This window comes from Alphaproteobacteria bacterium, from assembly GCA_002869105.1.
Classification (GTDB): domain Bacteria; phylum Pseudomonadota; class Alphaproteobacteria; order UBA7879; family UBA7879; genus UBA7879.
Window position 1 is genome coordinate 74886 of the sequence record PKTP01000005.1, and the last position, 12486, is coordinate 87371.

At 40.0% G+C, this 12486-nt stretch carries 14 protein-coding genes; 5 read left to right on the plus strand and 9 right to left on the minus strand.

Going from position 1 to position 12486, the window contains the following annotated elements; all coding sequences use genetic code 11:
* Window positions 1-16: 16 nt before the first annotated feature.
* The 5 genes from C0582_02730 to secG all read right to left on the minus strand — a co-directional run bounded on the left by C0582_02730 (window position 17) and on the right by secG (window position 4572).
* A complete protein-coding gene (locus C0582_02730; GenBank protein ID PLX29916.1) occupies window positions 17-322 on the minus strand; it encodes a hypothetical protein in 306 nt (101 codons plus the stop codon).
* A gap of 18 nt (window positions 323-340) precedes the next feature.
* Window positions 341-1600: a phosphopyruvate hydratase gene (locus tag C0582_02735; GenBank protein ID PLX29917.1), complete on the minus strand. Its 1260-nt coding sequence runs from the start codon at window positions 1598-1600 to the stop codon at window positions 341-343.
* A 15-nt stretch (window positions 1601-1615) separates the two neighbouring features.
* The gene (locus C0582_02740) at window positions 1616-2449 is read right to left on the minus strand and encodes a 3-deoxy-8-phosphooctulonate synthase (protein PLX29918.1); all 834 of its coding nucleotides are present in this window, start codon (window positions 2447-2449) and stop codon (window positions 1616-1618) included.
* Window positions 2436-4073 carry a CTP synthetase gene (locus tag C0582_02745; protein PLX29919.1) on the minus strand — a complete coding sequence of 546 codons (1638 nt, stop codon included), beginning with the start codon at window positions 4071-4073 and terminating at the stop codon, window positions 2436-2438. Before C0582_02745 ends, C0582_02740 begins: the two co-directional genes overlap by 14 nt.
* Before the next feature lie 133 nt (window positions 4074-4206).
* Window positions 4207-4572, minus strand: coding sequence for a preprotein translocase subunit SecG (gene secG / locus C0582_02750; protein PLX29920.1), 366 nt, complete (start codon window positions 4570-4572; stop codon window positions 4207-4209).
* Between the two features lie 213 nt (window positions 4573-4785).
* Between secG and C0582_02755 the strand changes: the two genes are divergently transcribed.
* Window positions 4786-5013, plus strand: a complete 228-nt coding sequence (locus C0582_02755; protein ID PLX29921.1) for an integration host factor subunit alpha — start codon at window positions 4786-4788, stop codon at window positions 5011-5013.
* Between the two features lie 62 nt (window positions 5014-5075).
* On the opposite strand, the gene C0582_02760 is transcribed toward C0582_02755, so the two are convergent.
* The 3 genes from C0582_02760 to C0582_02770 form a co-directional block, all read right to left on the minus strand.
* Window positions 5076-5528, minus strand: coding sequence for a hypothetical protein (locus C0582_02760; protein PLX29922.1), 453 nt, complete (start codon window positions 5526-5528; stop codon window positions 5076-5078).
* 17 nt (window positions 5529-5545) lie between these two features.
* Complete coding sequence (locus tag C0582_02765; GenBank protein PLX29923.1) at window positions 5546-5941, minus strand: hypothetical protein; 396 nt, start codon at window positions 5939-5941, stop codon at window positions 5546-5548.
* Window positions 5942-6170: 229 nt separating this feature from the next.
* Window positions 6171-7658 (minus strand): hypothetical protein, encoded by a 1488-nt coding sequence (locus tag C0582_02770; protein PLX29924.1) that lies wholly within the window; start codon window positions 7656-7658, stop codon window positions 6171-6173.
* 15 nt (window positions 7659-7673) lie between these two features.
* Between C0582_02770 and C0582_02775 the strand changes: the two genes are divergently transcribed.
* The 4 genes from C0582_02775 to C0582_02790 all read left to right on the plus strand — a co-directional run bounded on the left by C0582_02775 (window position 7674) and on the right by C0582_02790 (window position 11561).
* Window positions 7674-8417, plus strand: coding sequence for a lipoate-protein ligase B (locus C0582_02775; protein PLX29925.1), 744 nt, complete (start codon window positions 7674-7676; stop codon window positions 8415-8417).
* Between the two features lie 73 nt (window positions 8418-8490).
* The gene (locus C0582_02780) at window positions 8491-9810 is read left to right on the plus strand and encodes an ABC transporter substrate-binding protein (GenBank protein PLX29926.1); all 1320 of its coding nucleotides are present in this window, start codon (window positions 8491-8493) and stop codon (window positions 9808-9810) included.
* 24 nt (window positions 9811-9834) lie between these two features.
* On the plus strand, window positions 9835-10731 hold the full coding sequence (locus C0582_02785; protein ID PLX29945.1) for an ABC transporter permease: 897 nt from the start codon (window positions 9835-9837) through the stop codon (window positions 10729-10731).
* 2 nt (window positions 10732-10733) lie between these two features.
* Window positions 10734-11561 carry a sugar ABC transporter permease gene (locus C0582_02790; protein ID PLX29927.1) on the plus strand — a complete coding sequence of 276 codons (828 nt, stop codon included), beginning with the start codon at window positions 10734-10736 and terminating at the stop codon, window positions 11559-11561.
* Between the two features lie 204 nt (window positions 11562-11765).
* On the opposite strand, the gene C0582_02795 is transcribed toward C0582_02790, so the two are convergent.
* Window positions 11766-12320 (minus strand): hypothetical protein, encoded by a 555-nt coding sequence (locus C0582_02795; protein PLX29928.1) that lies wholly within the window; start codon window positions 12318-12320, stop codon window positions 11766-11768.
* Between the last annotated feature and the right edge of the window lie 166 nt (window positions 12321-12486).

Consider the following 12486-nt stretch of genomic DNA (forward strand, 5'->3'; position numbering starts at 1 on the left):
AATAAAGCTTGAAGGACTACTCTTCTAAAAGGATAATATCATCTTTTTCAGCATATCCCAATCGAGCGCGCACCCGCTCATCAAGCATATCTTTATCTAAGCTCTCATTTTTTAAAAGAGACACACGATGCGCAAGATCATCATATTTACGCTTCATCACTTCAAGATGAGCCTGCGTTTCAGCAAGCTGTTTTTCAAGATCACACCGAGCATAATACCCATGGGTGCCGAAAAAGAAATAATAGAGAAAATAACATAAGATAAACACCAAAACGGATGTCCACCATAATCGAGAGAGGTGATATCTAAATGTTCTTTTCATGGCTTAACGCCCTTTAACTCAGTGACATCCCGTTAAATCTAAGCTATTTAGGTTCAACTCTTCCTCAATGCGAAGCAATTGATTATATTTTGCCATACGATCTGTCCGGCACATGGATCCTGTTTTGATCTGGCCACAATTAAAGGCTACTGCCAAGTCAGCAATCGAGGTGTCTTCTGTTTCACCGGAACGGTGTGACATGATTGTGGTGTATCCAGATTCTTTAGCGGCTTGAATAACATGAGCTGTTTCAGTAAGCGTCCCAATTTGGTTGGGTTTAATAAGAATACTATTGGCAACGCCTTTTTCAATACCCATTTCAAGCCGTTCTAAATTTGTCACGAAAAGATCATCTCCAACTAACTGCAATTGGTCATCTAATGCTTCTGTGAGCTCTGCCCATCCTTGCCAATCATCTTCTGCCATACCATCTTCAATTGAAAAAATTGGGTATTTCTTTGATAATTGAGCATAGTACTCTACCAATTGTTGAGAAGAGAGTTTCTGATTTTCTACGTGATAGTGTCCGTCTCTATAAAACTCAGATGCAGCTGCATCAAGAGCAAAAACAATATCTTCACCCGCAGTATATCCGGCCTCTGCCGTTGCTTTCATCAGTAAGTCAAGCGCTTCCTCAGACGTAGCAAGATTGGGGGCAAAGCCACCTTCATCACCCACAGCTGTTGAAAACCCTTTTTCTTGAATGATTTTTTTCAACGCCTGAAATACATCAAATCCCATCATCATTGCATCAGAAAAAGAACCTGCTGAGATGGGAACGATCATAAACTCTTGGATATCAATGGTGTTGTTGGCATGTGCCCCACCATTTAGAACATTAATCAGAGGTATTGGCATTTGCGTGCCATAAAGACCTCCAACATATCGATACAGAGGTATCCCCATTTCATGAGACATGGCACGGGCAACTGCCAAACTCACGCCTAATATTGCATTAGCGCCCAACCTATTTTTATTAGCAGTCCCATCCAAGTTAATCAAAACGTTATCAATTGCAACTTGTCTGGCGGCATCCATGCCAGCTAATGCCTCAAAAATTTCACCATTTACATTATCAATCGCTTGATTAACGGCTTTTCCATTATAAAAATCATCTTTATCACGAAGCTCAACCGCCTCATGCTGGCCTGTAGAAGCTCCAGATGGCACCGCAGCCCGGCCCACTACACCTGTCTCTAGCTCAACTTCAACCTCAAGCGTTGGGTTGCCTCGGCTGTCAAAAATTTGACGACCTCTAATATCAATTATACTACTCATTTACCTCTCCTAAAATTAAACGACGATTGGGTTTTCTTTAGCAAGCTTATCAAATTCCTTAAGCGAACGCCAAAGGGGTTCAATATCTTCAAGTTTGATCATGTTTGGGCCATCGCTCGGCGCCTGATCCGGATCCTGATGAGATTCCATAAACACGCCGGCTATACCAAGACTGATTGCAGCCCGTGCTAAAACAGGGGCAAATTCTCGTTGACCACTTGATGCACCTCCCAGACCACCCGGCTGCATAACCGCATGTGTTGCATCCATAATGACAGGATATCCAGTTTGTTTCATGATCACTGGCGAACGCATGTCTACCACAAGATTATTATATCCAAAAGTTGTCCCTCTTTCGGTGAGTAAAATTTTATCATTTCCTTCTGAGGCAACCTTTGCAGGTATATTCTTTGCTTCAGCAGGTGAGAGGAATTGGCCTTTTTTAACATTGATGATTTTTCCTGTTCGTCCCGCTGCAATAAGCAAGTCTGTCTGACGGCATAAAAAGGCAGGTATTTGGATCACATCAATAACATCAGCTACTTTTATACATTGATCTTCAGTATGAACGTCTGTCAAAACAGGACAGCCAACTTTCTGTCGAATTTCATGAAACACCTCCAAGCTTTTTTCCAAGCCTAGCCCACGCTTGCCGCTCAAACTTGTGCGATTTGCCTTATCAAAAGACGTTTTAAAGATAAACGGAATATCAAGCTTGGTCGCCCGTTCCATTAATTCTGAAGCCATCATAAGAGCATGATCTCTGCTTTCCATTTGACACGGGCCTGAGATAATGACCATAGGGGATGCATTGGAAATTTCAAATGTACTTAAATTAATTTTTTTCATTTTTATCCTTTTGAAATGTTGATGACGCTTGAAGGAAGCTCAAAAAAAGCGGATTAGGATGGCCAATCCACGATTCAAACTCAGGATGATACTGCACACCCACCATCCAGGGATGATTTACAATTTCAACTGCCTCTGTTAATTGATTATCTGGCGACATACCACTGAAAATCAGCCCCGCCTCTTCAAGATCTGATCGGCAATCAAGGGTCACCTCATAACGGTGACGATGACGCTCTTCAACCAGCTCTTGCTGATAAATTTGGTGAAGCAAACTATCCGACTTTATTTTACATGGATAAGACCCGAGACGCATGGTACCACCCATTTTGTCACCATGGGATCGGGTTTCTATTTTACCATCTTTTTGCCACTCAGTTATAAGAGAGACAACGAGTTTACCGGTCTCGCTAAATTCACTAGAGTTCGCCATTTTCCAGCCCAAAACATTCCTTGCATATTCAACGACCATAAGTTGCATGCCAAGACAAATACCAAGACAGGGTAGATGATTCTCTCTTGCATAACGCAAGGCTGAGAGCTTTCCCTCTAGGCCTCGCGGGCCAACACCTGGAACAATAAGGCCCTCAAGCTCACTTATTCTTCCAAGAGCCTCTGGGTCTTCTTCTAATTGATCAGCGCCAATCCAAATAATTTCTATGTTTTTCTCAAGCTGATGGGCTGCGTGAATCAGAGCTTCCACAAGAGATTTATATGCATCTTTTAATTTATCGTACTTTACAACCATGCCGATTCTGAGCGTGGGGCCCTTTTTAACCGACTCCAGATAAGGCTGCCACTTGCTCATTTCAGGCTCAGCATAAGGAAGGTTAAAATACGTCAGCAGCTCTTGGTCTAATCCTTCATTTTTTAAGCTATACGGAACTTGATAAATCGAAGCGACGTCAATGGCATTAAACACCCGTTCCTTAGACATATTACAGTAAAGAGAAAGCTTAGCACGTGCTTCATCAGGCAAAGAAACCTCTCCACGACACAAGAGAAAATCAGGCTGAATTCCCAGACTCAGCAAGTCTTTGACCGAGTGCTGTGAAGGCTTTGTTTTGAATTCACCCGCCGTTTTGATGAAAGGCAGCAAAGTTAAATGAACGTAACAACATCTGGCTCGACCAAGATCATTCCCTAACTGACGAATGGCTTCAACAAAAGGAAGCCCCTCAATATCTCCAATCGTGCCGCCAAGCTCACAGATCAGAAAGTCGAAACTTTCAGCGCCATCCATAATAAAAGATTTTATGGTGTCTGTGATATGGGGGATAACCATCACTGTTTTACCTAAATACTCCCCAGCACGTTCTTTTTGAATCACCTCATAGTAAATTTTTCCAGCTGTGGTGTTATCTCTTTTTTCACTTGGAATGCCGGTAAATCTCTCATAGTGACCCAAATCAAGATCCGTTTCGGCGCCATCACGGGTGACGTAAACTTCACCGTGTTCATAAGGATTCATTGTCCCTGGATCATAGTTTATATACGGATCCAGTTTTTTGATTTTGACCTTATAGCCATGCGCTTGCAGAAGCGCCGCAATTGAAGCAGAAGCAATCCCTTTACCCAACGAGGAAAGAACGCCTCCTATAACAAAAATGTAACGTGTTGTCATAAGATATAAAAAATTTCAGTTTTTTAGAATGCTCTTCTATTTTTTTGAGAGCCTCTTCTAACAAGCTACAGGTCACGCACTGTGTTTTGCAAGAAAATTTAGCTTGAAAAGTAATAATAAATAGAAAGTCTTTTTAAACGCGACTTGGCGCGCTTGGCTCTTCTTGTTTTTGAGCTTTTTTCTTATTTTTCTCAATCTGCCCAACTTCAGCTTCTACACTTTGGATTGTATCTTGCTCTACCTGGTCCAGTAGGGAAGATCGGCTGGCTGAGCGATTAGAAATTATCGCAATAACAAGACACAATGCCATAAAAACAGCTGCTAGAATTGATGTTGCTCTGGTCAAAAAGTCTGCCTGACTGCGGCGCGTCATGAAGCGTCCCATCGATTGGCTCCCTTGCTGGGACACGAGCCCCCCACCTTCACTTTTTTGCAGAAGAATAAAACCAATCATGGTCAATGCAATGAAAGCTTGTACGATAATGAGGGCTACAACCATTGGAAAACTCTTAAAATTACTAACCTTTTGTACTGTTTAACGAATAAAAAATCAACCCTAAAACGTATTACGTCAAATGCTGAATTGACCTTGTCTCTTATTCACATTATCATTGATGTGATAACAGGATAGGCTCATGTCAAAAAAACCATCACGCGTGCTGACATAAGTTAAACGCTTAAAAAGAAATGCACTCTTTCACGAACAGATGCTATCAACTGTGTTGAATCCATTATTGATGAGGTGTCTTTATGTATCAAAAAAGAAAAAGAAGTTAAAATTCCTCTTTTTGGTGTTTTCTTCTCACGGCATAAAAAAGCAAGGGTTGGCAGAAACCCAAAAACAATGCAAGAAGCTAAAATTTCCGAACGGGATGTTGTTAGCTTCAGGGTTTCCAGAATTATGAAAGACCAAATTAATAGTGCCCTCAACAAAAAATAAGTTTTTTTATTCAATACGTTATCGAGTTGATCTTAAATTGACAAAACATGAACTGCTCTGAATCAAGGAATAAGAAGTAAGTCTGCTCGCTGAGCAGCCTGGTCTGAATTAAAATCATCCCTAAGAATGGCATGGTGCTGATAGGCTATTTTTCCACTGATAAAACAATGATCTATCGCAATTCGAAGAAAGCTAGGAAGAAACATTGGCCATGTTACTTTTAATCCTGATATGCGGCGAATTGACAGTTTGCGCTCAAAGGCTTTAAACAAGGGATTATAGGGGGTTAGGTTCAAGTCACCCACAACAATTTTTAATTCAGAAGGATTATCCTCAATGATCCTAGCCAAGCCTTCAAGGGCCTGCTTACGTTCTTCTACAAGAGTTTGGTTTATCGGTGGATAGGCATGAATCTCATACAGGTGTAAGGGAGTTTTTAATGAGGGAACCTCAAGCTCTACATGGCTATAAAGCGTTTTTGTCTTAGGTATTATTTGCCGTTCTGCCCGCAGCATAGGGAGACGGCTAAGAATCATTGACCCAAATGGATTAGACGCAGGCATTGAAAAAACTGTAGGATATAGATCTTCAAGATTTTTCTGGAGTTGTTGCGCCTGAGTCGGGTTGACTTCCTGCAAGACCACAAGATCAGCGGGATTTTTTTTAAATAGTTAATCAGTATTGATAAATCAGTATTTTCAACATTAAGGTTCAATTGAAACAAGGTAACTTTTATTGTATTAGCCTGCTGTAATGATATGGCCTTTTTCCTGCTTTGTTGGGTTTTAACTAATTGATGTCCAAGCAGTAGCGTTAAAAAGATTAGAGTGATTCGTACCCACTTTTTACGAATAATGAATGCCAAGACAAGTACTCCAACAAACACGTGGGCGGTAAAGGGAAAGGCAAGCTGTAAAATTAAGTCCATGAGGGTCTTTCTTTATTTAATACCTGTTAGACAATACCAGTTATTTTTTGTCCTACAAAAAAAGTTACGATTATTCTGCGTTACGCACCGAGGAAAGAACCGTTGTTTGTGATGAGCTCTTTAGCGGATCTTTTTGTGCTAAGACAACAAGCATCTCCTGGGTTCAGTGTCCTTATAATACTTTATTGGCACTATCTGGCACAGCTCCCTTTTTAGATCGTTGTAGAAATCACTTTTCAAAAATTTTTCTACTTGCCAAAAAAACCATAAAGGATACGAGTCCAAGTCCAAAGCTAGACCAAGACAAAACCCCAAAAATATCTGTATAAGTGCTTGAGCTTATTTCCGCTGACTGACTCAACAGGTCCAGTCCAAAAAAATTTGTAATATATTTGTTTAAATAAATTGGAATCGCTCCTGCCATCAACCACCCTCCCGCATACAAGGCCAAACTATCTTTTGGAGCAACAGAAGTAAGATAAGATAAAGCCACGGGCAAAATCATGAGTTCACCGGCAGCATAAAGAAGATGCGCACACACAAACCATGTAAGATCTACACCGCCATCCGCAGAATAATAATTTTTTGACAGGGTCAGGATTCCAAAAGACAGAGCAGAGAGAACAAAGCCGATGGCCGTTTTTAAAAAGGGACTTAAGGGGTTTTTTCTTTTAAAAAAGACAAACCAAAATACGGCAAAAAAGGGTCCCAGAATTAGAACCATCATTGAATTAAGGACGCGCATCGTCACATCTGGCAAATGCAAGACGGAAGCATAGTTTTGACTCAAAAGACCGTTTAGAGACTGTATGTGATTTTGAAAATTTACAGTTAAGTATCCCACCCATGCCGAACTTGCATAATGGAAAAGGGTAATGTAACAAACATTTAAAACAAACAGAGCAAAAAGAAACGTCATAGATAAAACCATTTTTCTTATCAGAGCCGCATGGAGCGCCAAGAAAAACCCAACAATGCATACAATTGGCACTGTCATGCCTAACCACTCACTTTTCCAAATCAAGAAAGCCGTGACGGAGGAGAGTGGCAGCAATAAAAGAAGCGAATAAATCTTTCCTACCCCCTCTTGATTAGACGCATTTTCACCCTCTGTAAAAGTTTTTATTCCGTCAAATGAGAGGCAATCCCCGCACCTAAATAAAACCAATAAAAAAATGAGCACTCCTGAAAGCATCGAGCTAACGATTAAAAGATTCTTCCACATCGCCTGATCGTGGGTAAAAAAGAAAAAAAGAATTGTCAAAAAGATTCCAGAATTACTCACAACTTTAAACAAGGTGAAGGCACTCAGACGAAGGCTTTCCTGATTATCCATAATCCTTCCTAGGGTAGCAACAAGGTTTACATGGGTGAAACTTGTACCAAGAACAAGAAATGAAAAACCCAAATAATAAGCTATTGAATAGGAGGTTAATGAAAGAGCCCCGCCCAAAAAAATCATAACACTGCCAATAAGCAATCCAATTTTATTGCCATAGTGATTATCTGAAAGCCAGCCACAGACAGCTTGAGTAACAAAGTGCAGTGCAATGAAGGCAATAAAAATATCTGCCCCCTTGGCAAGGTTGATTCCTAAGGTTTGCACGAGATAGTAGAAAAGTGTTGCTCTAAATCCATAATAAGCAAAGCTTGATAAAAAGGTGATGGCCATTAAGGCGCTTAACCGAGAACTGATGGGCAGGGTTTGAACCTTCATGAGTAAAAACCTTTTATGATTATAATGAATCATATGATAGACAACCAACATGTGCAATCATACGAGATACTAAATAATCCAAAAAACATGAAAAAGATCAAACGCTATAATTACAGCAACTACGAAATATGGGTTAGCCATGATTTAGTCGATTATACAGAGGCTCTTGAAATCATGCAGGATTGCGTAACACGCATTGCTAAAAACCTTGCAAAACCAACATTGTGGCTTTTGCAGCATCAAGAAGTGTACACAGCAGGTCGCCTTACGGGAGAAAATGATTTTCCCCCACACTTATCAGATAAAATTATCTCAATCGATAGAGGTGGAAAGCTAACATATCATGGGCCAGGTCAACTTGTTGGATATGCAATCATACCTCTTAAAAATGAGAAAAGAGACATACGCACATTCATTCAAGGCCTTGAATGCTATATCCTTAATATCTTGCAAGAAGCAGGGATACAAGAGGCACAGGCCTGTCGAGAAAAAGTTGGTATTTGGGTTAAAAACATTAACAATATTAGCCAAAGCGAAAAAATAGCATCCATTGGCATCAAAGTGAGAAACTGGATAACATCCCATGGTTTTGCATTAAACATCGCTCCCCAGCTTGAAAAGTTTGATGTAATTGTCCCGTGTGGCTTAGCCAATGCAAAAGTTACATCTATTAAAAATTTTAACCCCTCCGTCAAAGAGAGTTATGTTATAGATAGTGCCCTTAAACATGCCCACAACTTTCTTTCACGATTTATTTAGGCGCTCAATAAAAGGGCCCAAAAATGCTCATGACAAAAAGTGTTTTGATCTGTCCTCTCATTTATAGTAATAAATGACTTTACCGAATCAACAGGAGTTCGCCATGAGAATCCAAATGTTTTTTTTACTTATGCTCTGCTCACTGAGCTTTTTTGAACTCTCGTCCCACGCCACTTCTGGAAATAGCGGGTATGATGTTTCAATTGCCTGTGACTCTCTTGGGAAGAAAAAAGAACAGTGTGTAGCAAGCGTCAAACGATTTGAAGATAAAACGGGCCTCAAAGCTAAGGTTATTGAAGCCCCCACAGGTTCATCCAATCGGCTTGCTTGGGTGTTACAGCAGCTGGCATCGAAATCATCTGACATTGACGTGTATCAAATAGACACAACATGGGCTGGTTTATTAAAAGACCATCTTATGCCACTATCTGAGCACATCTCAAAAGAGCAAACAGATCTTTATCATCAAACCCTCATCCAAAATAATACCATCGATGGTCAGTTATTGGCCTTGCCTTGGTATGTTGATATTGGCCTACTTATTTATCGTAAAGATCTTTTAGAGAAGTATCAAAAAGATGTCCCTAAAACATGGGATGCATTAGCCGAAACTGCTGAATATATTCAACAAAAGGAAAGAGAGGCTGGTAACAAAAAAATTTGGGGCTATGTTTTCACTGCAAAGGCTTTTGAAGGCCTCACCTGCAATGTAATTGAATTCATTCACTCAAATGCCGGTCAAGCCGCCATTGGTAAGGATGGAACGGTGACGATCAACACACCAGAGAACGCAGAAATGTTTGAAAAAGTTAAAAGTTGGATCAATAAAATCACCCCCAAAGGTGTTTTAAACTATGCTGAAGAAGACAGTCGAGGGGTTTTCCAATCTGGAAATGCGGTCTTTGTGCGCCATTGGCCTTATGCAGTCTCTCTTGCCGAGGCAGATGAAAGTCCCCTTAAGGGTAAAATTGGGGTTGCCTCTCTTCCAGCTGGAAAGGCTCCCGGGAGTCAATCAGTTAGCACACTTGGTGGCTGGCAATTAGGAATATCAAAGTACAGCAAGCGCAAAGAGAACGCTCTTAAACTGGTCAAATTTCTAACAAGCAAAGAGGAGCTAAAAGAACGAGCTCTTTCAGGCAATTATTATCCCCCGATGCTTTCACTCTATGAAGATACAAAAGTTCAAGACGCTCTCCCTTACTGGCAAAAGTTTCTTGAGGCCTTCCAAAATATTGTGGCACGCCCCTCTGCGCAAGCAAAGTCAAAATACAACCAAGTCTCATCGAATATTTGGAACACAGCTCATAGTATTTTTATTGGCAGAAAAAACGCAGAAGTTGCCCTCAAAAATCTAGAGAAGAAATTGAAACTACTCGTCAAAAAAAATCAATAATAGAAAGAATTTGAAATCACTATGATGCCTCAATCGAGATCAGCGCTAACCAAGTCGAGAGTTCGCTCAGCATGGCTGTTCTTAATACCTACTCTAGTACTATTATTTGTTGTTGCTGGCTGGCCTTTGGCTAGAACAATCTCGTTCTCTCTAACAGATGCTAATTTATCAAACTTACAAGCTGCTCAATGGGTCGGTTTGGAAAACTTCAAACTCCTTTTTGAGGATGATGATTGGTGGATATCTGTTAAGAATACACTCTTTTTTACTTTTATTTCTGTTTTCTTTGAAACAATCTTAGGGCTGATGATTGCTCTCGTACTGAATACAAAGTTTAAAGGGCGTGGCCTGGTAAGGATGGCTGTTCTTGTGCCATGGGCCATTCCAACAATTGTTTCAGCACGGATGTGGGGCTGGATGTTTCACGATGTTTATGGTGTTTTTAACTATATGCTTCAGTCGATTGGCATCCTTTCAAAGCCGTTAGCATGGACAGCTGATCCTGACCTGGCACTCTTTACCGTTATTATTGTCGATGTATGGAAAACAACGCCCTTTATGTCGCTATTGATGCTTGCAGGGTTACAAATGTTACCCCAAGAATGCTATGAGGCCGCTAGGGTTGACGGCATCCACCCCATTAGAGTCTTTTTTAAAATCACTTTACCCCTTTTAAAGCCAGCCATCGTCGTTGCTGTTATCTTTAGAACATTAGATGCGGTCAGAGTTTTTGACTTAATATACGTCTTAACAAGTGGCAGCCAAGATACAATGTCCATGTCCGTTTATGCCCGCCAACAACTTTTTGATTTTCAAAACATTGGCTTAGGCTCTGCTGCCTCTACCTTGCTCTTCCTTATGATCGCAAGCTTCACAATCGTTTATATGTCGTTCAGCGGATTGAACAAAGAGAGAAATTAGACATGCACTCAAGATTTTATTACTTAAACCTCTTTTTGATTACATCCTTGATCGTTGTCATATGCTTATTTCCATTTTATTGGGCTTTTGTATCCTCGTTAAAATCGGGGTCTGCCCTCTTTACTGTTGATTTTTGGCCTAAAAACCCTGCTTGGGAAAATTATCTTCTTGTCTTTACAGAACAACCTTTTGGCAAAAACATTTTTAATTCAGCAAAAGTAGCATTGGGCACTGTTCTTCTATGCCTATCTGTTGCAGTCTTTGCTTCATACTCTTTGGGCAGAATTCAGTTTAAAGGACGTAAACGCATCTTGCTTTTGGTTTTAAGTATTTCAATGTTTCCACAGGTAGCTGTGCTTTCAGGGATGTTTGAATTAATCAGCTACCTTAATTTATACAATAGCATAGAAGGCCTCATCTTAACGTATATGACGTTTACGCTCCCTTTCAATGTGTGGATTCTAACCACTTTCATGCGCCAACTTCCAAAAGAAATTGAAGAAGCAGCCATCATAGATGGTGCCTCTAATTGGACTATTTGCACCAGAATTTTACTCCCTCTTCTTTGGCCCGCACTGGTCACAACCGGTCTTTTAGCCTTTATCGCCGCATGGAATGAATTCCTTTTTGCCCTCACTTTTACTATTGATGATACGGCACGAACTGTTCCAGTTGCCATATCCTCAATGTCTGGAAAGTCAGAATATGAATTACCCTGGGGAAATATTATGGCGGCATCGGTCATTGTCACATTGCCGCTGATTATTTTGGTTCTCATTTTCCAAAAAAGAATTGTATCTGGTCTAACAGCCGGAGCAATCAAAGGGTAAGCCCTCTGCAAAAGCCACGTGGCCTCAGGATCATGTAAAGTCTGATGAGGACAAGCCAAAACCTGCTATGATCTCCTACACAGCAAAGAGCGCTTCATCTAAACAGATGATGCTATCTGGTTTTATTCATGCCACATAAGTTAGAAAGAGCCTGTAAAAAAAAGAGAGCCTTATTAAGTCAAAAATATTATATGGCCGACTCTTTTAAACTGACGAATCTTTCATAGAGCTAACTTCTAAAATATTAGAGGGAAAGTGAATAGTAATAGAGTTTTCGTTAAAATGGGAAACGCCACCCAGCCTCATTAAAATCATTTTAGCATTGAGTGTAAGCTTAATCATGTCCAACTTATTCATGTATTCATTGAAGAAAACAAAAGTTTTTTCATAAGAGTCATTCAAAGCACGGACACTTTTTAGATCACATGAGATTGCTGAATCTTTAAAAATTTTTTTTAAGATCTTGTAAAGTGTTTCATTCGAAAGTTTAGAAGAAGAAAAATCGGGTGGCACAAGAAGGCTATCCACAGGCTCTCTCACGGGCTTATATTCAACGCATAAGCACCAATCTTTGCTTTTGAATAACGGTCTAACATTTATAAAAATTGAAAGAGAGAGCTTTTTGATTGAAACCAAGTAAAATGCTAACAAGGCTTCAACCATAATCGATACGGTACTATAATTTAAAAAAATATTATTTTTAATAAGATCATTTTCCACTTGCTGAACAAGACATTTTATTAACGCTATACCTTTCACTGGTCACCAATGTTCGTATTTTGTTCTATCATTGTAAATTTATATATTTATTTCAACATTAAAAGAAAAAATAACTTTTAACACCTTGATATTATTGGAACAATTCTAATTTTGATACCGTGCCAATAGAAACAACGCAAGGTATGGATTTGATCCTCAAACTCCC